The sequence below is a fragment of the Methylosinus sp. DMC45 genome (assembly GCF_056313885.1).
Genome location: NZ_JBQUZK010000049.1, coordinates 1 through 22,957 on the forward strand (window position 1 = coordinate 1; position 22,957 = coordinate 22,957).

Consider the following 22,957-nt stretch of genomic DNA (forward strand, 5'->3'; position numbering starts at 1 on the left):
ATTCGCAGCGAGAATCCTCGCCGCAGTCAGGCAGAAAATCCACTCAAGCCACTGTCCGAATTTCCGAGGCCGGCTCTGCATGCTGGTGATCATTGGCGCGACGCCAGTCAGCCGGCGACGCGAGCCGGAGCGGTGGGGGGATAGTGTAGCGCCGATTTCAATTCGTCAGGAGGCTCGGGGAGGTGAGCGAATACTCGCCATACCAGATCAGAGCCTGGGAAAAGCACCGTCCAAATCGTCACAGAGATAATAGCAAAGTATGTGTCGAGCGTTGCGTGCTCGACGTACCAGGCTTCGATTTGTCCCTTGTACGGTGCGATGACCTGATCGTAAATGCAGAGCTTGTCGGGTTCGCCCGGAAGGATGTCTTCCTCTCCTCTAAACACGACCGCGCCGAGCCCAGAGAGGCCAGGTCTCGCCTTCACGATGACGGTCTGTAGAGCGGGAGGAAAGGCGTCGAAGCATCGCTCGGTCTGCGGACGAGGACCTATCAAGCTCATATCTCCGAGCAGAACGTTCAAGAGCTGCGGCAACTCATTGATCTTTGTTCTGCGTAGCATAGCTCCCATTGGCAAAATGCGAGGATCGTCCTTTATCGTGACGGTTCCTGTGCCGATGTTCGGACTGTTCTCGAGCATGGTCGCGAATTTGTAGAGGTTGAAGGGCGCGCCATCTTTGCCGATCCGCTTTTGTCGGAAGAAGACCTTTCCCTCGCCGGTGAACCTCAATAAAAGCACGAGTAGAATCAAAAAAGGCGAAAGTAGCGCCAGCGCCGAAGCAGACAGCAGAATGTCAAAAATCCGCTGCATCGTTCGAACTCCTCGTCGAAATCGGTCTGAAGGGCTTGTCGCCCTCGTAACAGAACAGGCGCGACCCTATTGCCCCTCAATATCGAATTTGTAGCGAGCCTTTGGTACAATGTCCGATCATTGGGAACAAGTGAGTGGAGTCCCTATCATCAGTCAGGTATTTCGCAGATCGAATTCGCGTCCGTGCGCCGCCTCGATGCTGTGCGAAAAGTTCGCGCGCCGCACGATGTGACGCCCGATATCCGTCGAGCGTGCGTATTCCGACGAAGCCGGCCAGCGTTCCGATTTGATGTCGGCCACCGGCGTCGAGCGTGCGCAGATAGATTTGGATGATGTTTCGCGTGGAGGCGGTCAAGCCCGTTCGAGCTTTGCGGGCGCCGAGCTGCGCTCGCGGAGGCTGTCGCCGGAGAGCTCGAGCCGGTAGGCGTTATGGATGACGCGGTTGATGATGGCGCCGGCGATTGTCGGTATGCCGATCATCTCGTGCCAATGATCCACCAGAACCTGGCTGGCGATGACGAGGGAGCCGACGTCGTAGCGGTCCTCGACGATCAACAGCAGATCGCGCGCCTGGTCGCCGACGAGCGCCTCCGGTCCTCATGTCGTCGGTCGATCTCGCCGCGACATACGCGACTTGCGCCCGAGAATTATGTTTCGCTCGCGCCGTTCGCACCAGAGCCGTCTGATGACCGCTCACGCCAAATTTATGCCGTCACTGCTGTCGCCACGCCGGGGATTCTCCAAATCGTTCCATTGCTCGCGACAAGAGAGCCAGTGCCCGCTCCTGTCGATTCGCCGACGTTGCAAGCGTCGGTCGCATATGCGCACGCGCCAGCGCCAACGGCTGCGGCGGAGGGGAGTGTTGCGACCGTATAGGATGAAATTTTTACCGGACCCCCGGCAAACGTATGTACGTTGGTGGTTGTCCCGTTGAAATCGTATTTGATCGCCCCGTCGCCGCTCGCGAGAATGACAGCGCCAGTGAGCCCAGCGGGAAGGCCGGTAACCCCAGCGCCTACAATCGTATTGTTTGCGCCGTAGCTTATACCCCGACCCGTGTTGCACCCGATTGCGGTGTTGCCAGATGGAGTGCTCGATACTGCGCTTCCTGTTCCTGTTCCTGGTCCGGATGCTCCGGCGCCAGTGCATATAAAAACGGTTCCAGGATTCGAGTCTGCCGCTCCAATTAATGTGAAATCTGTTGTTCCCGCAGTGACGATGACATATCGCACGCCGTTCGTGAAGCCCAATACGCCGCCGCTGCTGGCGTACTCCGGCGGACTCGTGCTGGTGACAGCGGTGCCAGTTCCTGCCGCGGGGCCTGTCGCGATGAAAAGAGTTCCGGCGGTGTTGCTGCTAGCTCCGATCAGTGTGAAGTCAGTCGTCCCTACAGAAATGATTACGTAACTCAGGCCGGCAACAAAACTTCCCGCCGTTTGTGGCGCGCCGACGACGACCGTTGCGGCGCCCGTGCCCGTGCCGGGGCCGGTGGCCTGGAAGACGGTTCCTACCGCATTATTCGACGCTCCAATCAACGTGAAGTCCGTGGTCCCCGTCGTGACAATCTGGTAGGTGAGCCCTGTGACAAAGCCACCGGCCATTGACGGCAAGCCGAGATCGAGCGCTGCTTGATAGCCGGCAGCGACGAGCCCTTGCCCTGTGTTATTTTGTCCGGCGTATTGACCAATAACAGAAACCTGGTTGCCCGTATTATACTCAGCAGATTGCGTCCCCATTGCAGTGAGGCTGTGGCCTTTGTTCGTATATGCGCTGTAATTTCCAACCGCAGCTACATCATTTCCGTCATTTGAATACCCAGAATAAGCCCCAACAACTGTAGCGCCCCAGCTTGCAGCAGTTACACTATTTCCAGCGCTAAACCCAACTGCGGTAAGAGACCCGGTATTGTTGCTATAGCCGGCATACGCGCCAATGCAGGTAGAAGTAGCGCCTGTGTTGTTGAAGCCTGCATAATTACCAACCGCGGTGACGCTGTCACCTATGTTGTTGAATCCAGTATAATTTCCACAACCTACAAAATCAATGCCGTTATTGTTGTAGCCAGCAGAGGTGCCGACGCCAACAAATCCATCGCCTGTATTGTTGAATCCGACACCGTAGCCCATTCCCGTGAAGCTGGTTTTAGTATTGTTTTTCCCAGCATTAGCGCCGAAGGCGCTGCAATAGGAGGCCGTGCTGGCAGAGTAGAGCGCCTGCATGCCAAAGATGCTGTTTCCGCTGCCTGTTATATTGGCGTAGAGCGCCCTCCAGCCATTCGCAGTGTTATTTTGTCCTGTCGTGTTAGAGGAGAGAGCCGAAACACCGATCGCCGTATTATAATCACCTGTCGTGTTGGCCAAAAGAGAATCGTTCCCGTAAGCGCAATTGGATATAATGCCGCCGGAGCCATAGGCGTAAAATCTGTTGGCGCTGACATTCGTTCCGTCGAAATTAGTCCCTGCCGCTCCGTCGAGCACCCCCCCATTGTTATATTGAAGCTGGCCGGAAGTCCCTCCGGGAGTGAGAGCATTCGGTGCTGAGCCACGAGCAACTGGGTCGGTAATCAATTCGGCCCCCTTATCAAATGATGTAAGCGATCGCCAGCGTGACGGCTGCGCAATTCGAATATTGCCTATCCCAGTTTATTCTTCGTCAACAGGCTCTGATGGGCACGGAGAACCGGCCTCGAGAGGGCGATGTCGAGTTACGTCGGCGTAGCCAATTCCGGGCGATATGGAGCGGGCGACCGAGCCGTCGACCAGCTATTGCAACGACGCCGACATAGGATTCACAAAAGCATCTCGGTGTACGGGTCTGGGCTCGTGGCCCGGCCGCGCCGTTGACTGTCATCGGCGCGTCGATGCGATCGACGCGCAGCGCCATGTTCGTCGAGAGGCTCGTCTCATCGATAATGACGAGCTTTTCCGAGTCGAGATCGAGTTCGCTCGCGAACCATTCCTCTCGCGCCGCGGCGACATCGTCCCGCTCCTGCTCCGCAGCGTGGCCCGTCTTCTTCTTGCGCGTGATCCCATGGCGCGCGAGAAACCGCCAATGGTCCCATAGCCGACCGCGAAATCGTGACGCTCCCTGAGCGCGTCGCGCAGCTCGATGATCGTCATGTCCGCCGTCTGCGCGAGAATGAAATCGGCGTGCGCCTCAATGTGCTGTGAGCGGCGATCGCCGCCCATCTTGGTGGAGTTCGGTTATGCCGAGTCAACGACGCGCGTCAATGCACGGTCGGCGAAGTGCGTCTGCGCGCGGTTCAGTGATATCGGCAATGGCCCGTGCGATCCGATGCAGACCGCCACGCAAAATCATGCTCGACGGATATCTAGCGTCATATCGAACGTGCGAACTTCTCGCACAGCATCGATGCGGTGCGCGGACTCGAATTCAATGGAAGGGGCAAATTGCACGGAGCAAATTTAAAGACGCGGGAAGAGCTGCGCCCGAAATCTGAAACTCGGTGCGGGCCGCCTTACTCTCATGAAATGCGAGACCTATTCGCGCGGCCATTTGCAAAATTTGCGCAGCAACCTTCACGGGGAGCGTTCAGCAGTCGTCCTCTGCAGCTCGTCCACGAGTCGGGGCGCATCATAGACACGCGCGAGCGCTTCTAGGAGCGCGGCCGCAGAGACATGAGCGGTCCGCCGAGGCTTTCCGGCTGCATAGGCGACGTCGGCCGCGATCGCGCCTTCGATGGCGCCGGGTCCGAACACGACTCCGACGAGCCGCCCCTCGGCGTCGACCGTCGCGCTCCCGGAGCTGCCGCCGACGACATCAGCAGTGCTCACGAAATCGAGCGCGACGTCGCGGTCGATCTTGTCGGCGGCGAGCGCCCAGCGCGGCGGCGGGGCGCGTCGACCGTCCGAGAAATCACTGCCGTCGCGGCGGTCGTAAAAGGCGGCCAGCGTGGCGACGGCGGGGATCCGCCTCTCTTGTCGAACCCAGCCCGCCACCATTCCGAATCCGAAGCGCGCGCTGCGCGTTCCGTCGGGATAGCTGCTCTCCGTCCGAGCCGATGCGGCCGCCCGCCGCGCGCGCATTCCCTCCGCTTCGAGACGTCCTTCGCTCTCGCGCCAGGTGTCCGCGATGCGCACGTTTTCGGGTTCGAGCGCGCGCAACATATCGAGCAGGGGGTCGCTGGCGGCGTCGAAATGCTCGCTGTCGGATTCGTATAAGGCGCGGCGGAAGCCCGGGTCGCCGAGCCGTGTGCCGCGGACGAGCTTCTCCGCTCTCTCAGCCGGAGACGCGCCAGCGAGCGCGATTTGTACGATCGGATCGTCCGACCCGAATGTCTCGATGAGGGTCTCGAAGAAGCACCCGAGTCGCACGACTTCGATGTCAGGATCTATGCTTGGAGCCCGGAGCAGCCAATTCTCGAGATCGGCGCGCTCTTTGACGAGAGAGCCGTCGCTGCGGTCCTTCCCCGACAGCTCTCGCTCCCGCCGCAGCTTCAGTAGTATATTGCCAAAGGAATAGAGCGGACCCACCAATTCGACGCCATAGGGCAGCGTGACGACCTGCCCTCGCCAGGGAGGCGGCCCGCCGAACGCGAGAAGCTCGCCTCGAAAGATGTTCTGCGCATGCGCCGCCGCATTCGACGCGAGATTTCGAATAGCTTCCACCGACGGTTCGTCTCGGCGCTCGCCGAGGGTTTTCAAAATCGCATTCTCCTCCTGACGTCGAGAGTGGAGAAACGATTCGTCTTGCAGCGATGCGAGGCGATCCTCGATGATCCGCCGAAAAAAGCCGATCGCGCCGAGAAGCGGCGCAGCGGCGCGAGCCGTGTCCGCGTGTCCTGCGGCGAAGGCGGCGAGCCGGTCATGCAGCTTCGCATAGGCTCTCATCCAGCGCGGCAATGCGATGTCGCGCTGCGCCTCGAGCTCGGCGGCGAAGAGATGGCGGCTGGATTTCGTCGGTGCGCCGCTGATGAAAATCGGATCGCCCTCTGCGAGAGGACAGCGCGACAGCCGCAGGAATTGCGACGCCTGGGCGGGGCTGCCGTTCTCATAGGCCCGCACCAGCGCCACGTCGAACGACGGCGCCGGGTGATCGCCGGGCCGCCGCGCGGCCTCCGCTTCGGGAGCAAAGACGAGCCGTATGTCTGAATAGCGTCGGTAGACATAGAGCATGTCGCGCGCGCCCGAATCGAGCGAGACCACTTCCGCGACGACGCCCGGCGCGTCGGAGGCGTTTCTCTCGATTTCTTCCACGACCTCGCGGCGGCTGCGCTCATCCTCGACGCGCCGCCCGGTCGCTTTGATGCGCGCCGCGATTTCCGCAGTCACATCGGCGTTCGCGACGATGGCGTCGAGCGAGAGGCCGGGAATTTCGCGCTCTTCTCGCTTGCTCCGCGCGACGAAACTGTCGCCCGGAGGATCGGCTTCGCGCGTCGATATCGCCTCGAGGAATTGGCGAGGAATGACATGGCGATTCGTGACGATCAGCCCATCTGCGCTGACGAAGGCGCCCGATCCGCCAATATCGACGTCGAAACGCTTGATGTTGAACCGGACGGTCGACCGCTGAAGGCGATCGAGCCATTCCGATGTCAGATGGATTCCATATTTGCGCGCGATTTTTTCGGTCGGCACCTCGGAAAAGAGCCAAAAGCCTTCCTCGGCGCGGAGAGATGCGGCTCCCGCCCAGGCGAGCAGGCCGAGAGCGAGCGACAGACGAAGACAGGGCGAGAATGTCATGAGATAGCTCCGGCTGCGCGATCTTTGCCGCCACTTCCACGGGAGGGTCACGCGCGGCGTTGCTCCATGCGCTTGCGCGCACGGCGCTTCTGCCGCCAACGGATGAAGCCCGTTACATAGAGCACGAGAGGAACCACGCCGAAGACAGCCATGAAGGCGCGGCCCGCATCGCCGAAAGCTTCGCCCGAATGCAGTGGATATTGCCATTCGAGAAAGCGCTCGCCTACCGTGAAGACGTGGGGATCCTGCGATGCGAGCGTTCTTCCGCTATATTGGTCGATGATCGCGATGCGGCCGCCGCCGGCCTTGTTGACCTCGTCGTCGGCATGTTTGCCGACGACGAAGATTCCCGCGGGACCGACCGGAAATTGCAGCATTTGCAAATAGCCGCCGGGGAAAATTCCGTCCGCGACGGCGGCGATCGCATCCGGGCCGAGCGGCGCGCGCCCTTGCGCCGCCTCCGATCTCGCCTTCATCGGCAGCTCGTGAACCGGCGAAACGAGCGAGACGAGCGCGCGCCATGGCGCCTTGAAATTCATATAGACGCCGGAAAAGATCGAGACGAGAAGAACGATCCCCAGAGTCGCTCCGACGGTCTTGTGGATGTCGTAGACGAGCCGTTCTGGAGCCGCTCGCGATTTCACGCCGATCGCCGTCTTCCATTTGCTCCGCGACGGCCACCAGAGCGCGATCCCGACGAAGGTCGAGACGAGCAGCAACATGCCCACCGCCGCGATCGCGATTCGGCCGAAGGGCTCTAAGAGCAGCGCGCAGTGGAGGCTCATCACCAGATAGACGAAGGGCTGCGCGAAAGGATCGCTCATCTTGTTCTGAAGACGCTCGCCTGTGACCTTCGCGCGATAAGGATCGACGAAGATCGTGCGGCCTTCGATCTTCGAAAGATCAGGCTTTTCGCCCTTGTCGGGAAGGCCGGTGATATAGGCGACCCAGACCGCGCCGCGGCGATGACTCGGAAACTTCATGAAGATCGGGAATTTCGATCCCGGCGCGACGTCCGGCGGCATGTGCTCCCGCGCCGCGGCGAAAATTTCCGCGAGCGGCCGATAGGCGGCGTCGGCGGAGGGTGGCTCGACGAGCATCGTCTCGGCGTTCAGCCATTCGTCTATATCCTGCCAGAAAGCGAGGACGCTTCCCGTCAGACCGGCGAGGACGAGATAGGCCCCGGCGACGAGCCCGATCCATCGATGCGCCGATGTCGAGAAGCGGCGCAGTCGCCCTTTGCTCCGAGCGCGGGCGGCTGTCGGCGCCGCCGTCTCCCCGGTTCTGATCTGGCCGAGGCTCATCTCGGTCCTCCCTCGCTCTGCATCGACGACGGGTCTTGTCTCGGCAATGTCTCCACAATCGGGCGACGGCGACGTCCCGTGCGTCGCTCAGTCTAATCTCCCCACATTTCCGTAGAATCACACGCCGCGATCAATATTCTACGCGCACCGACCCTTTGACGCTGCGCGGCGCCCCGGCGAAAATTGCGAATGCGGCGCTGGAGGCGGCGGGGTAATATCTCGTGTCGGCGAGATTATCGACGTTGAACTGAAGCTTCACAGTGACGCCGTCGAGCTTGAAGTCATAGCCCGCCATCAGTCCGATCGTCGCATAGCCCGGCAATTGGAAGTCATTGGCGTTGTCGCCCTGGCGGATTCCTCGCACCACGACTCCGCCGCCGATTTTCAGTCCGCGCCAATCGCCGCTCTGAAATTCGTAAGTGGTCCATAGGCTGCCGCTGTGCCGCGGCACGTTGAACAGCGTGTGCCCTTTGTTTCCCGTGACGCTGACGAGAACGCCATTCGAATCGGTCACGCGACCATTGTCCTTGGTGATGAGCGAGTCGATGTAGGAATAGCTGCCGATCATTTTCCATCCGGGGAGAATCTCGCCGGCGACGTCGAGCTCGACGCCGCGGTTGCGCACTTCGCCGACCGCGACGCTATATCCCTGAGCCGCGAGCAGCGGATCTGGATTGGGAGCAGGTATATTCTGCTTGATGAGGTTATAATAAGCGATCGTCGCGGTGACGCGCTTGTCGAACCATTCGCTTTTGACGCCCACTTCCCATTGCTCGGCCGTCTGCGGCGGCATCGGATTTTTGGCGCCGACGTTGGAGCCGCCGAAATTGGTCAGATAGGATCCATAAAGGCTCAGCTCTTCGATTGGACGCCACAGGAGGCCGAAGCGAGGGGAGACCTTTTGCGAATCGTCATTCGTCTGCCGCTTCACGACATTGTAGGTCGTGGAATGATCATAGCGCAGCCCGGCGAGCAGAAAGAAGTCATGCGGCAGCTTCACTTGGTCTTGAAGGTAGAAGCCATACCAATTTTCTCGGAAGGCGGTGTCGCTGCGTGTGGTCGGATCATAGGCGAAGGTCGGATAGGAGGTGTGAACGGGCGCATTGAAATTGAGTGGCGGAATATAGCAGAAGCAGGAGAAGTTCAGGCTCGGCGTCAGATTGTAGCCGTTGACGTCGAGATGTTGGAAGTCTCCCCCCACGAGCATCGTGTGGCTGGTGTCGAGCAGATCGAATTTTCCGGTCACGTCGACATTGGTGAAATAGGTGTGGGTATGCCATGCCGGCAGAGCGACGGCGACGCGATCGGCAGAAATCGCCCGGTCCAGAAACGGGAGCTTGAAGATGTTGATGCCGAGCTCCGCGGCGGTCTGGCTCGTCAGATCGACGAGCTCGGCTTGGAACTTGTGCTTGATGTTCCAGCCTTCGGCGAAGTCATGCGAAAACTGATATCCCATCACCACATCGTCGGAATTGCCACGCGACCAAGGCTCGGACGTATTGAAGCCGCGCGGCAGGAAAGAGAGGGGTCGCGCGCCATAGACACGGGACGCCGGCTGGCTGCTCACGAGGCCGGGAATGGCGTAGCCCTTGGGAAAGGCCGCGGACTTATAGTCGAGATAGACGTCGAGCTGCGTCTGCGCATCGAGGTTCCAGCGCAGCCTCGGCGCGACATAGATATTGCGATTGCCCGAGAACTGGAAGAAATCATGATTGTTCTCATAGGCGAAGTCGAAGCGATAGAGCAGCGTGTCGTCCTTCGTGATCGGCCCAGTGGCGTCGACCGTCGTGCGATAGGTTCCCCAGGAGCCCGCCTGCTGCTGCACGGCGTAAAAAGGCGTGGCCTCCGGCTTCTTCATCACGAGATTGATCACGCCGCCAGGCTCGGCGCGCCCGTAGAGGATGGAGGCGGGCCCTTTCAAGACCTCGACTCGATCGACATTGACGAGAGTCTCGGCGCCGGAGTTCTGCTCGATGCTGTTCATGCGAACGCCGTCGCGATAATAATCGTAGGTCTGAAAGCCGCGAATGTAGAACTGCTCGACGCCGCCGGCGGCCAACGGCGGCAGAGCGACGACGCCGCTGACATTCTCGATGGCGCGCGCGATGGTCGTCGCTTGCTGATCCTGCAGCACCTGCTGCGGGACGATCTGGATCGAGGCCGGCGTCTCCATGACCGGTGTGTTCGTCTTCAAGGCCGTGGAGGCGTTCTGTGGCCGGTATCCGGCTTTGTCCTCGGATTGGGGAGCTGGGCGGGAGCTCGGCGTCGAGCCGATCTCGATCGTCGGCAGCGACTCCTGCGACGCGGCGGCGGAGGAGAACAGGGCGAGCGTCAGGACGCCGGCGGAAACGCCGCGCGCGGAAACGAAGCCGGACATGGGAAGACTCTCATTGGCGCGTCGATCGCGCGGCAGATCGGAAGAGATGAGCGAGCGGAAGAGCCGACGCCGTCGCGAGGCGTCACGGAGAGGATGGAGGCGCTCGTTGCGACCAGCCGCGATCGAGTGAATCCGACCGCGCCGGGGCCACGTCGTCGATGGGGAGCAGGCGCCGCGCCGCGGCGCTGGCGAGCCCCGATCCGGGACCGCGGGTCGCGACGCGGTCGGCGAGCGTATGTCCGCATGCGGCGCAGGGGCAACACGCGTCGCAATGACGCCGCTCGTCGTGGGGGGAGGAGCCTCCGGCGGCTCCGTCGACGTGATCGCAGGATTGCGCGGCGAGAGGCGAGGGTTCCGAAGATGGTCCGAGCATGGGCGTAGTGGCGGCGGACGCCGCCGCGGCGAACAGGATTCGCATCGCCAGCAAACAGAGGATGAGCGCTCCTCTGGCGCTCCTCCAGCATTCTCGCGCTTTGTTCCGCCGCATCGCCTATCTTTGGCCTCTCGCCCGGGCTCCGTCGCGCCGCAACTATTAGCGTTCTAAGCTTTCATGAGGATAACATCGCGGCGGCGCGGCGGTTTTTGCTGGCGTCGAGACAAATTTGCCGCAATTATTGCGCTTGCTGAGTGCGACCGTCGAGGCGGAAGGGTCGAGTGACGCGAATATTGCTCGTCGAGGACGAACCCGAGATGGCGCGCGTGATCGCCGCCAAGCTCGGCAAATCAGGGTTCATAACAGATCATATGCGCACGCTCGCCGAGGCGCACGGCGCGCTCGAGGCGCATTCATACGCTTGCGTGCTTCTCGATCGACGGCTTCCCGATGGAGACGGCATGGCGCTGCTCGCAGAGATTCGGAAATTGCAGCCGGGTCTGCGCGTGCTCGTCGTCACAGCCTGCGACGCCGTGAACGACAGGATCGACGGCCTCGACGCCGGCGCCGACGATTATCTCACCAAGCCCTTCGACGCAGACGAATTGATGGCCCGTGTCCGCGCCTGTCTTCGACGTCCGGGCGGAGAGCGTTTGCCGCCTGTCGTCATCGGCGCTCTCTCATTCGATCTCGATGCCCGCGAGGCGCGCATCCACGGGGAATCCATCGTTCTGCATCGGCGCGAATTGGCTTTGCTGGAGACGCTCGTCCGCAACGCCGGCCGGGTCGTTCTGCGCACCTCGCTGATGGACGAAATCTATGGATTCGACGACGACATTCAGGGCAACGCCTTGAACATTCTCGTCTCGCGCCTTCGCCGTCGGCTGTCCGATCATTGCGCTGGAGTCGAGATTCATTCAGCGCGCGGGATCGGCTATCTTTTGAAGAAATCGACGTGAAAAGTTCGCTCTCGCTTCGGCTCGTCGTCGTTCTGCTGAGCGCGCAGGTGATCGCGTTCGGCGCCATCCCGCTTTTCACCTTTCTGATTTCCGTCTCCGGTGTCTGGCCGGCGTCGAACATGACCGTCAATGATTGGGCGCAAAGTCGCGCCTATGATCTCGTCGTGGGCTCGCTCGCCCACGCGGCGGACGGCTCGGTGCAATTGGAGATTTCGCCCGCTCTGCGCGCCTATATGGCCGAGCAGCAAAGGCTACGCATCGCTGCAATCGACGCGAGAACGCGCACCGTCGCGCGAGGCTCTTCGCCCGAGCTCGCCACGGCGCTCGCCGCTCTGGGGCCGATCGAGGCGGCCTCGCTGCGATTTCACATCCGCGGCGACGAGGACGAGAAGTCTCGCGGATACGCCTACCGCACGCCGCCGCCTTTCGAGGATACGCTCGTCGCGGTGTATGGCTATTCGTTTCAATGGAGCGACCTGCTTTTTGTCGTCGGAAATCTCTTCTCCGTCCCTGGGCTTCTTTCCGCTTCACCGATGATTTTCGGCGCGGTGGCCATTGCATGGCTGATGGTGCGGCGTGGGCTGGCGCCGCTGCGCGCGGCCGCCGCCGAAGTGTCACGAATCGATCTCGATTCCCTCGATCAGCGAATTCCCCAAGCGGGTATTCCGGGCGAGGTCGCGCCCTTTGTCGCGGCGGTCAATGAGGCGATCGATCGGCTCTCGGCGGGCGTCGCCAGGCAGCGGCGCTTCACGGCCAATGCGGCGCATGAGCTGCGCACGCCGATCGCCATCTTGCGCGCGCGCCTCGAAACCTATGACGACGCGACCTTCACCAAGGAGCTCAAGCGCGACGTGCGCCGCATTCAGACGATCGTCGAGCAATTGTTGACGGCGGCGCGAATATCCAATGCCGAAAGCGCGATGGATGAGGAGCTCGATCTCGGCGCGGTCGTCCTGACCATGGTCGCCGACTATATGCCGCTCGTCATCGAGAACCGGCGGAACATAGAGTTCGATCCTCCTTCGTCGACCGTGTTCGTGCGCGGAAACAGGCGCGCGCTCGAATGCGTCGTCGCCAATCTGATCGACAATGCGCTGCGCGCGGAGCCAGAGGGTGGGACCGTCCTCGTGCAGGTGCGGGGCGACGCGACCATCAGGGTCGTCGACCATGGCGAAGGGATTTCGTCCGACGAGCGAACGAAAATATTCGAGCCGTTCTGGCGCAAGGACGAACAGTCCCGAGGAACCGGGCTCGGGCTCTCGATCGTGCGAGAACTCGTCGAATTACACGCGGGAGCGATTTTAGTCACGTCGACGCCCGGCGGCGGAGCGACCTTCGAAGTCACGCTCGCGAGCGTTTCGAGGCGATCCACGTAAATTCGGTGGAATAAGACGGGACCTCATGGCCGAAGCCTTGCGCCATGCGACCTCAATACTGGCTCGTGGCGCAGGCTTCCATCGCAGATGCAGGGCGTCTGCCCGCGCAAGAGCTGCTCGAGCTTCGAACGCGAAACTGTGCGATTGAATAGAACCGCCCGGCGCGAGCCGTTCCACAGACCTGAAAGCTGTGCTTTGCCAAGTCGATCGCCAAGACATGGACTTCCGCCATAATGACCTCCTTCGTCGCGGCCCCCTTCCGGGCGCCCTCCGACATCATCCGACGCCGGCCGAAAGGGGCATCCACACCATCAGTTCAGTTACGTTATTTGTAAAAGAGCAATCGAGCCTGCGACTTGCGCCGATTCGGCCGAGCATGCGGCCGTTGAGCGTCGATGCCTGGGGATAAATTAAGTAATTTTAACTCGACCGTTTCTGTAGACCTGTCTAGCTTCCGCCTGTGTGTTCAAGGGGCGAAGGGCGGTCGTCGGTGAACGGGTCGAAGATGGAATGCGGGCAATCGAGGCGATGGATCGAGCGCGACGTCGGTTCGTCGGCGACGCCGAGGCGCCGAATGGCGCAGCGCCTATGGCGCCGGCTCGTGGGCGCGGGCTCGGCCGGAGCGCTGATCGCCTCGCTCGCGGGATGCATGGCGGGCCCGGATTATGCGCGGCCGACGGACGCCATTCCCACCAAGTTCAAAGAAAGCGATCATAAGAGCGCAGCCCCCGGCGCGCGTGAGCGCTGGAAGCCGATCTCGCCGCTCGACGTCGCCGATCGCGGCGAATGGTGGCGCGTCTTCGAGGACGGGGAGCTCGGCAAGCTTCTCGCGCAGGTCGAAATCTCCAATCAGACGGTGGCGGCGGCCGCCGCCGCTTACGATCAGTCGCGTCAGCTCGTGCGAGAAGGCCAGGCGGGTCTGTTTCCGACAGTTACGACGAGCTACGCGCCATCGAGAAATCGATCCGTGTCGAGCGGCTCGGCGGCCTATGCGAGCAATGTGTCGGTGGCGACCAATCTCAATTGGGAGATCGACGTCTGGGGCCGCATACGCCGCACAGTGGAGGCCGACGCCGCCGCGGCGCAGGTCAGCGCCGCAGATCTCGCCAATGCGAGGCTCTCCGCGCAAATTCAGCTCGCCATCGCCTATTTCAACCTTCGGACTTCGGACGAGCTGCTGGCCTCGATCGAAAGCACGCTCGTTCAGTTTCGGCGAACGCGCGATATTTTGAAGAACCAATATACGATCGGCACCACCTCGCGCGCGGATTTCGTCACCGCCGACAATCAGGTGCTGTCGACCGAGGCGACCGCGCTCAATGTGGGATTGCAGCGCGCGCAATATGAGCATGCGATCGCGGTTCTGATCGGGCGCAGCCCGTCGGAGCTCTCGATTCGCAAGCGCCGCTGGGCGAGCCGAACGCCGCCGGCTGTTCCGGCGGGCTTGCCTTCGGAACTGCTGGAGCGCCGGCCCGACATCGCCGCGGCCGAGCGGCAATTGCAGCAGCAGAATGCGTTGATCGGCGTCGCGATCGCCAATTTCTATCCGCGCGTCAGCCTGTCTCCGGCGCTGAGTTTCGCCGCGGCCAAGCCCTGGCCGGTGACGGCCGCGCATGAGGCCTGGTCGCTGGCCGGAAGCGCGACGCAGATTCTGTTCGACGGCGGCCTGCTCGATGCGCAGCACAAGGCGGCCGAGGCGTCCTATCGGCAGGCGGTCGCGACCTATCGACAGACCGTGCTCACGGCTTTTCAGCAGGTCGAGGACGATGTCGCGGCGATCCGCGCGCTCTCGGCGCAGGTCAAGCGCCTCGATCGGGCGGTTGTCGAGGCGCGGGAAGCGGTGGACGTCTATTTCAACCAATATCGGGTCGGCACGGTCGCCTTCACATCGGTCGTCACCGCGCAGGCGACTTTGCTCTCCAGCATCGAGTCGGCGTTGACGGCGCGACAGAATCTATTCGTCGCGACCGTCAATCTGATCGGGGCGCTCGGCGGCGGATGGGACGCCTCGCGCCTGCCCGCGATCGACGCGCTCTCCGCTATCGAGCCGCCGCTCCCGGTTCCGGCGAGCGCGCTTCCGACCGCGTTGGAGGCCGCGCAATGAACGAGTTGAAAATGCACGAGAACGCCTCTCCCCTCGAGCCCGACGCGGCGTCGCCCGGCAGACGCAAGACCGCGATTCTCGCTGGCCTCGCCGCCTTTCGGCGCTCCCGGATCTTCTATGGCGCAGCGGCGTTGCTCGTCGTCGGGGCGTGCTATGCGACCTATCGCGTGATCGGGACGAAGGAGCCGGCGTCGCCACGGGCCGCGCGGCGCGCTCTCGCCGGACCGCAGCCGGTCGCAGTGGCGGATGTGGCGCGGCTCGATGTGAAGATCGTTCGCCACGGCCTTCTCGGAACCGTCACGCCGATCGCCAATGTCTCCGTCAAGACGCAGCTCAGCGGCTATCTCGTCGACATAGGCTTCAAGGAAGGCCAGCTCGTTGAAAAAGGTGATTTTCTCGCGCAGATCGATCCACGGCCCTATGAGGCGTCCAAGGCGCAATATGAGGGGCAGCTGCTCCGCGACCAGGGCCTTCTCGATCAGGCGCGCGACGATCTGCGCCGCTATCAATCGCTGAAGAAGCTCGATTCGATCGCGCGCCAGCAGGCGGACAACCAGAACTGGGTCGTCAAGCAATATGAAGGCGCCGTCAAGGCGGATCAGGCTCTGGTTGATAATCAGAGCCTGAATTTGACCTATGCGCGCATCGTCTCGCCGATTCGCGGACGCGTCGGACTGAGGAAGATCGACGCGGGCAGCTATGTGTCGACGGGCGACGCCATCGCCCTCGTCGCGCAGATCGATCCGATCTCGGTGATCTTCGGCGTTCCCGAAGATTATATTCCCGAGATCGCGAGCGCGCAGAAGAAGCGCGGCGCGCTCGAGGTGACCGTCTTCGACCGCTCCGACACCAGGCAGATCGCTGTGGGGCGGCTGCAGACGCTGGACAACTCCATCGATCCGACGACCGGCATGGTCAGCGGCCGCGCCGAATTCGCCAACGCCGACGACAAGCTCTATCCCAATCAATTCGTCAATGTTCACTTGCTGGTCGATATTCACGAGAAGGCGCTGGTCGTTCCCAAGACGGCGATCCGATCGGGCGCCTCCGGCCTCTTCGTTTACAAGGTGACGGATCAAAATCGCGTCGTCATGCAGCAGATAACGCCGTCCGCCGGCGAGCATTACGACGACTTCGCCGGATACAACAGCGGAATGGTCGAGATCGCGCGAGGGCTGACCGAGGGCGAGCGCGTCGTCACCGACGGAGCGGATCGTCTGCGTGACGGCGCGGATGTCAGGATCGTCGCCGGCGGCGATGGCGCGGGCGCGCCGGATGCGACGCGGCGCCCGCGGCCTGAGCCGACCGAAGCGGGCGCGCCATCCCAAGAGAAGCGCCGTGACGGCCCTGAACGCGCGCGCGAACGCCGTCAGCAGCGGCCGCCCTCGGAAACGCAGTGAGCGCGCGTCGACGCGCATCCATTCGGCAGAGCCGAGGCTGAGACATGAATCCATCGAAGATATTCATCCTGCGTCCGGTCGCCACGACCCTGCTGATGGCGGCCATCCTGCTCGCGGGATTGTTCGCCTATCGGCAATTGCCGCTCTCCGCTCTCCCGGCCGTCGATTATCCGACGATCCAGGTGCAGACCTTCTATCCCGGCGCGAGCCCGGAGGTGATGACCTCCGCCGTGACCGCGCCGCTCGAGCGGCAGTTCGGCCAGATGCCCGGGCTGAAGCAGATGACCTCGGCGAGCTCCGCCGGCGCCTCGATGATCACATTGCAGTTCGATCTCACATTGAGCCTCGACGTCGCCGAGCAGCAAGTGCAGGCGGCGATCAACGCCGGCGGCAATCTTCTGCCGCAAGATCTGCCGGCGCCGCCGATCTACGCCAAGATCAATCCGGCCGACGCGCCCATCATGACGCTCGCCGTCACATCGAAGTCGCTGCCGCTGATCGAGGTGGAGGACTTTATCGAGACGAGGCTGGCGCAAAAGCTCTCGCAGCTGCCGGGCGTGGGGCTCGTGGCGATGGGCCATGGCCAGCGTCGCGCGATTCGCGTCAGCTTCAATCCGACCGCGCTCGCCAAATACGGGCTGAACATCGACGATCTGCGCACCGTCATCGCAAACGCCAACACCAATGCGCCCAAGGGCGGATTCGACGGGCCGAAGCAATCGTCGACGATCAACGCCAATGATCAGATCGACGATCCGAAGCAGTTCGGCAAGACGGTCATCGCCTATCGCAACGGCAATCCGGTTCGCCTCTCTGATGTCGCGGAGGTGCGCAATGGCCCAGAGAATGACCGCATCGCGTCCTGGGCCAATTCGACGCCGGCGATCATCCTCGACATTCGCCGCCAGCCGGGCGCCAATGTCATAGAGGTCGTCGAGAACGTAAAGGCCATGCTGCCGCAGCTGCGGGCCTCGCTTCCCGCGGCGATCGACATATCGGTGCTGAGCGACCGCACGACCACGATCCGCGCTTCTGTCGAGGATGTCGAATTCGAGCTCTTTCTCGCCGTCGCGCTCGTCGTCCTGGTGATCTTCGCCTTTCTGCGCAATTTGCCGGCGACGTTCATTCCGAGCCTGTCGGTCCCCTTGTCGCTCGTCGGCGCTTTCGTCGCCATGTATTTCTTCGGCTTTAGCCTCGACAATCTCTCGCTCATGGCGCTCACCATCTCGACCGGCTTCGTCGTGGACGACGCGATCGTCGTGATCGAGAACATCTCCCGCCACATAGAGGCGGGCGTCGCCCCGCTGGAAGCGGCGCTGCGCGGATCGGCGGAGATCGGCTTCACCATCATCTCGCTCACCGTCTCGCTCGTCGCCGTGCTCGTGCCTCTGCTGTTCATGGGCGATATCGTCGGGCGGCTCTTTCATGAATTCGCCGTCACGCTGGCCGTGACCATCGTCATCTCCGCCTTCGTTTCTCTCTCGCTCGCGCCGATGCTCTGCGCCAAGCTTCTGCGTCATCGCCCCGACCGCCAGCGCGGACGCTTCGATCGCGCGGCGGAGAATGCGATCGACGCAATGATCCGTGTCTATGGACGCGGGCTCGACATCGTGCTCGCGCATCAGCCATCCATGCTCGCCGTGACGTTGGCCACTCTGGCGCTCACCTTCCTGCTCTATGTCGACATACCCAAGGGATTTTTTCCGCAGCAGGACACGGGCGCGATACAGGCGATCTCCGAAGGCGCGCAGGACATTTCCTTCGCCGGCATGGTCGAGAAGCAGCAGGCGCTCGCCGACGTGATCCTCCGCGATCCAGATGTGGAGACCGTCAGCTCCTCGGTCGGCGTCGATGGCGCGAACACGACGCTGAACGCCGGACGTTTCTCTATCTCGCTGAAGCCCGCGCCGCAGCGCAGGTCGAGCGTGAACGAGGTGATCGCGCGGCTCCAGGCTGCGACCTCCCATATTCCCGGCGTGCAGCTCTATATGCAGCCGGTGCAGGATTTGACCGTCGATTCGACTGTCAGCAAGGCCGCCTATCATTTCGTGCTCGAGAACGCCGATCTCGCTTCGCTGCGCGAGTGGACGCCCAAGCTCGTCGAGCGGCTGCGAGAGGCGCCCGAGCTCGCCAATGTCGCGAGCGATCTTCAGAGCCGCGGCAAGGCGCTCGACATTGTGATCGACCGCGCCACCGCGGCGCGATTCGGCGTCACCATGGCGGCGATCGACAACATGCTCTACGACGCGTTCGGCCAGCGCATCGTCTCGACGATCTACACGCAATCGAACCAATATCGCGTCATTCTCGAGCTCGACCCGAAATTTCACGCGTCGGATGCGGCGCTCGCGGGCCTCTATCTTCCGTCGTCGTCCTCCTCCTCGAGCGGACAGGTTCCGCTCACCGCGATCATGCGTCTGCAGGAGCGCGACGGTCCGCTTCAGATCACTCATCTCGGGCAATTTCCGGCGACGACGATCTCTTTCGATCTCGCGCCGGGCGTCTCGCTCGGCTCCGCGGTGCGCGCGATCGAGGCGGGGCAGGCGGAGATCGAGCTGCCGGAGAGCTTCACTCTCGCCATGCAGGGCGCCGCGGCGGCTTTCACCGCCTCGTCGACCAATGAGCTGCTGCTGATCCTGGCCGCGATCGCGACGATGTATATCGTTCTCGGCGTTCTCTACGAGAGCTTCGTGCATCCGATCACCATCTTGTCGACGCTTCCCTCGGCCAGCGTGGGGGCGCTGCTCGCCTTGATGATCACCGGCAACGACCTCGACGTCATGGGCGTCATCGGCATTATTCTGCTCATCGGCATTGTGAAGAAGAATGCGATCATGATGATCGATTTCGCGCTCGATGCGCAGCGCGTCGACGGGCTGGCTCCGCGAGAGGCGATTTATCGTGCGTGCCTGCTCCGCTTCCGCCCGATCATGATGACGACGCTCGCGGCGATGCTCGGCGCGGTGCCGCTCATGCTCGGCTCCGGCGTCGGCTCCGAGCTGCGGCAGCCGCTCGGCGTCTCGATCGTCGGCGGCCTTCTCGTCAGCCAAATGCTGACTCTGTTCTCGACTCCGGTCGTCTATCTCTATTTCGATCGGCTGGCGTCGCGTCTCGCGCGGCCCGGCGGAGTCCGGGAGCGGCGGCGGGTGGAGGCGACCGAATGAATATTTCGGCGCCTTTCATCATGCGGCCGATCGCGACGACATTGCTCACGATCGGATTGACGCTCGCGGGCGTGCTCGCTTTCATTCGCCTGCCGGTCGCGCCCCTGCCACAGGTGGACATGCCGGCGCTCTCGGTCTCGGCCTCGCTGCCCGGGGCCTCGCCCGAAACCGTCGCGACGAGCCTCGCCGGCCCCTTGGAGCGGAGGCTCGGCGCGATCGCCGACGTCACCGAAATGACCTCGACGAGCAAGACCGGGCAAACCAATGTCGTGATGGTTTTCGGGCTCGACCGCGACATAAACGGCGCCGCCCGTGACGTTCAGGCGGCGATCAACGCCGCAGCGGCGGATCTTCCGGCCGGTATTTCTTCCAACCCGACCTATCGGAAGTTCAACCCGGCCGACGCGCCGATCCTGCTCCTCGCCCTGACATCGAAATCGCTTTCCCGCGCGCAGCTCTATGACGCCGCGAGCAATGTGCTTCAGCAGCGGCTCTCGCAATTTCCCGGCGTCGGACAGGTCGCGATCAACGGCGGCGCCTCGCCCGCCGTGCGCGTCGAGCTCAATCCCTCGGCGCTGTTCAAATATGGCGTCGGCCTCGAGGATGTGCGAGCGGCGCTCGCATCGGCCAACGCCAATAGTCCCAAGGGCGACATTACTCTCGGCGGCGCGCGCCGGCAGCTCTACACGAACGACCAGGCGACGCGCGCCGACGACTATCGGCCGCTGATCGTCGCCTATCGCAACGGCAATCCGGTGCGTCTCGCAGATATCGCGGAAGTGGCGGATTCGGTCGCCGATGTGCGCAACGCGGCGATCGCGCAAGGCGAGCCGGCGATCGTCGTGACGATCTTCCGTCAGCCGGGCGCGAATATCATCGAAACCGTCGATCAGATCATGGCTCAGCTCCCCAAGCTGGCGGCGGCGATGCCGAGCGACGTCGAGATCATTCCGACCTCCGATCGCAGCACGACGATCCGCGCCTCGCTGCGGGACACGGAGCTCACCTTGCTGGCGGCCGTCGTGCTGGTCATTCTCGTCGTCTTCCTGTTCATCGGCGAATGGCGCGCCGCGCTCGTGCCGGCGATCGCCGTGCCGGTGTCGATCGCCGGCGCATTCGGCGCCATGTATCTTCTCGACTACAGCCTCGACATTCTCTCGCTGATGGCTTTGACGATCGCGACGGGCTTCGTCGTGGACGACGCCATCGTCGTGCTCGAGAATATCGAGCGCCATCTCGAGGAGGGGCTATCCCCGCGCGAGGCGGCGCTACGCGGCGCGCGCGAGGTGGGCTTCACCGTTCTCTCGATCAGCCTGTCGCTGATTGCCGTGTTCCTGCCCTTGCTGCTGATGGGCGGATTGCTCGGCCGGATGTTTCGCGAATTCTCGGTCACGCTGTCGATCACGATTTTGGTCTCGCTTCTCGTCTCGCTGACGACGACGCCGATGCTCTGCTCCGTGGTGTTGCGCGCGGGACCTGGCCGTGAGCGCCGCGCGAGCCGGCTCTTCGCACTGATCGCGCGCGCCTATGAGCGAAGCCTCGCCGTGGCCTTGCGGCATCGCGGACCCGTCCTGCTGTCGCTCGTCGCCGCCATCGCGATGACCGTCACCTTGTTCGTCGTCATTCCGAAAGGCTTTTTTCCAGAGCAGGACACCGGTCGCTTGCAAGGATCGATTCAGGCGGATCAGAGCGCATCGTTTCAATCGATGAAGGACAAGCTGCAAGAGTTCATCGCCATCATCCAGAGCGATCCCGCCGTGTCCGTGGTGGCGGGCAACACGGGGGCGGGAAGTGGCGGCGGACCGCCCGGCTCGGTCAGCTCGGGCTCGGTCTATGTCACGCTGAAGCCGGTCGGCGAGCGCGACGTGACATCCGCTCAGGTCATCGAGCGGCTGCGGCCCAAGCTCGGCCAGGTCGCCGGCGCGCGGCTCTTCCTGCAGCCTGTGCAGGATCTGCGGGCCGGCGGACGACCGGGCGGCGCGCTCTATCAATATACGCTTCTGGCCGACAGCTCGGCGGAGCTCTCCGAATGGACGCCCAAGCTGATGCGCGCGCTGCAGGGCAGCAGCGTCGTGGTCGATGTGAACTCGGATCAGCAGGAAAACGGTGTCGAGAGCTATATCGATATAGATCGGGACACGATGTCGCGTCTCGGGCTCACGCCGACGCAGATCGACAACACGCTCTATGACGCGTTCGGCCAGCGGCAGGTGTCGACGATCTACAGCGAGATCAACCAATATCGCGTCGTGATGGAGGTCGCGCCGCGCTATTGGCAGGACCCGCAGATTCTGCGCGAGATCTATGTGAGCACGGCGGCCAAGCCGGTGAGCGGCTCCGCCTCCGCCATGCTGCCGGCCGGCTCCGTCACTTCCGCGACATCATCGGCGGCCGCAAATCTCTCGCTCGACTCGGCGCGCAACGCCTCGACCAACGCCATCGCCAATTCGGGCCGCAGCGGCGCGTCGAGCGGCTCGGCGGTGAGCACAGCGGTCGAGACGATGACGCCGCTCGTCGCTTTCACGCGCATGAAGCGAGGCGCGACGCCGCTCGCGATCAATCATCAAGGACCGTTCGTCGCGGCCACGATCTCCTTCAATCTCGCGATCGGCGCATCGCTCAGCGATGCGGTCGCCGAGTTCGATCGTGTCACCGCCGAGATCCATGTGCCCGCGAGCGTGCATGGCGGAATGCAGGGAATCGCTCGCATTTTTCAATCGTCGCAGGATAATCAGCCTCTGCTGATCGTGATGGCTCTGGCGGCTGTCTATATCGTGCTGGGCATGCTCTATGAGAGCTATCTGCATCCGATCACTATTCTCTCGACCTTGCCCTCGGCCATAGTCGGAGCGCTTCTCGCGCTATTCGCCTTCCACGCCGAGCTGGACGTCATCGCGCTGATCGGGCTGTTCCTGCTCATCGGCATCGTGAAGAAGAATGCGATCATGATGATCGACTTCGCGCTCGACGCCCGGCGTCGGAGAGAGCTGAGCGATCATGATGCGATCGTCGAGGCTTGCCGTCTGCGTTTCCGTCCGATCATGATGACGACGGCGGCGGCTCTGTTCGGCGCAATTCCGCTGCTGGCGAGCTTCGGCGATGGAGCGGAAATTCGCCGTCCGCTCGGCATCACCATCGTCGGCGGCCTCCTTCTCAGCCAATTGCTGACGCTCTACACGACGCCCGTGCTCTATCTCACATTCGGCGATCTGCGCGACCGGATCGCGCGTTCATTGCGGAGTCGCGGAAGACGCGGATGAAAGCGGCGGCTCGTCCGCCGCGCTTCGTCGGGCGACGTCGGCCCCATCTCGCCTCCTCACCCAAAGGCTCGCGCTATGGCGAGGCCGCGGCCGCCGCAGCGCCCGTCATCGGCCGAATCGCGTCGCTTT

12 protein-coding genes and 2 pseudogenes are annotated in these 22,957 nt (G+C 62.7%); 6 read left to right on the forward strand and 8 right to left on the reverse strand.

Annotated elements, in window-relative coordinates; genetic code table 11:
• Nucleotides 1-107: 107 nt before the first annotated feature.
• From ACT53T_RS15775 to ACT53T_RS15810, 8 genes and pseudogenes are all read right to left on the reverse strand, one after another.
• Nucleotides 108-809: a sugar transferase gene (locus tag ACT53T_RS15775; RefSeq protein ID WP_476161903.1), complete on the reverse strand. Its 702-nt coding sequence runs from the start codon at nucleotides 807-809 to the stop codon at nucleotides 108-110.
• A gap of 153 nt (nucleotides 810-962) precedes the next feature.
• Complete coding sequence (locus ACT53T_RS15780; RefSeq protein ID WP_476161904.1) at nucleotides 963-1,109, reverse strand: hypothetical protein; 147 nt, start codon at nucleotides 1,107-1,109, stop codon at nucleotides 963-965.
• Nucleotides 1,110-1,160: 51 nt separating this feature from the next.
• Nucleotides 1,161-1,406, reverse strand: a pseudogene (locus ACT53T_RS15785) (ATP-binding protein); the annotation flags it as partial.
• Between the two features lie 107 nt (nucleotides 1,407-1,513).
• On the reverse strand, nucleotides 1,514-3,376 hold the full coding sequence (locus tag ACT53T_RS15790; RefSeq protein WP_476161905.1) for a beta strand repeat-containing protein: 1,863 nt from the start codon (nucleotides 3,374-3,376) through the stop codon (nucleotides 1,514-1,516).
• Between the two features lie 250 nt (nucleotides 3,377-3,626).
• Nucleotides 3,627-4,000 (reverse strand): annotated as a pseudogene (locus ACT53T_RS15795) (transposase); the annotation flags it as partial.
• Nucleotides 4,001-4,348: 348 nt separating this feature from the next.
• Nucleotides 4,349-6,511, reverse strand: a complete 2,163-nt coding sequence (locus ACT53T_RS15800; protein WP_476161906.1) for a S46 family peptidase — start codon at nucleotides 6,509-6,511, stop codon at nucleotides 4,349-4,351.
• 47 nt (nucleotides 6,512-6,558) lie between these two features.
• Nucleotides 6,559-7,815: a PepSY-associated TM helix domain-containing protein gene (locus ACT53T_RS15805; protein ID WP_476161907.1), complete on the reverse strand. Its 1,257-nt coding sequence runs from the start codon at nucleotides 7,813-7,815 to the stop codon at nucleotides 6,559-6,561.
• Nucleotides 7,816-7,945: 130 nt separating this feature from the next.
• Nucleotides 7,946-10,192 carry a TonB-dependent siderophore receptor gene (locus ACT53T_RS15810; protein WP_476161908.1) on the reverse strand — a complete coding sequence of 749 codons (2,247 nt, stop codon included), beginning with the start codon at nucleotides 10,190-10,192 and terminating at the stop codon, nucleotides 7,946-7,948.
• A gap of 654 nt (nucleotides 10,193-10,846) precedes the next feature.
• Here ACT53T_RS15810 and ACT53T_RS15815 point away from each other — a divergent pair.
• From ACT53T_RS15815 to ACT53T_RS15840, 6 genes are all read left to right on the forward strand, one after another.
• Nucleotides 10,847-11,524, forward strand: coding sequence for a response regulator transcription factor (locus ACT53T_RS15815; RefSeq protein ID WP_476161909.1), 678 nt, complete (start codon nucleotides 10,847-10,849; stop codon nucleotides 11,522-11,524).
• A complete protein-coding gene (locus ACT53T_RS15820) occupies nucleotides 11,521-12,900 on the forward strand; it encodes a sensor histidine kinase (RefSeq protein WP_476161910.1) in 1,380 nt (459 codons plus the stop codon). The genes ACT53T_RS15815 and ACT53T_RS15820 overlap by 4 nt, the downstream gene beginning before the upstream one ends.
• A 574-nt stretch (nucleotides 12,901-13,474) precedes the next feature.
• Nucleotides 13,475-15,004: an efflux transporter outer membrane subunit gene (locus ACT53T_RS15825; RefSeq protein WP_476161911.1), complete on the forward strand. Its 1,530-nt coding sequence runs from the start codon at nucleotides 13,475-13,477 to the stop codon at nucleotides 15,002-15,004.
• A complete protein-coding gene (locus ACT53T_RS15830; protein WP_476161912.1) occupies nucleotides 15,001-16,404 on the forward strand; it encodes an efflux RND transporter periplasmic adaptor subunit in 1,404 nt (467 codons plus the stop codon). Before ACT53T_RS15825 ends, ACT53T_RS15830 begins: the two co-directional genes overlap by 4 nt.
• Before the next feature lie 44 nt (nucleotides 16,405-16,448).
• Entirely contained in the window at nucleotides 16,449-19,568 is a 3,120-nt protein-coding gene (locus ACT53T_RS15835; RefSeq protein WP_476161913.1) for a multidrug efflux RND transporter permease subunit, read from the forward strand.
• Nucleotides 19,565-22,828, forward strand: coding sequence for an efflux RND transporter permease subunit (locus ACT53T_RS15840; RefSeq protein WP_476161914.1), 3,264 nt, complete (start codon nucleotides 19,565-19,567; stop codon nucleotides 22,826-22,828). The genes ACT53T_RS15835 and ACT53T_RS15840 overlap by 4 nt, the downstream gene beginning before the upstream one ends.
• The last annotated feature ends 129 nt before the right edge of the window (nucleotides 22,829-22,957 follow it).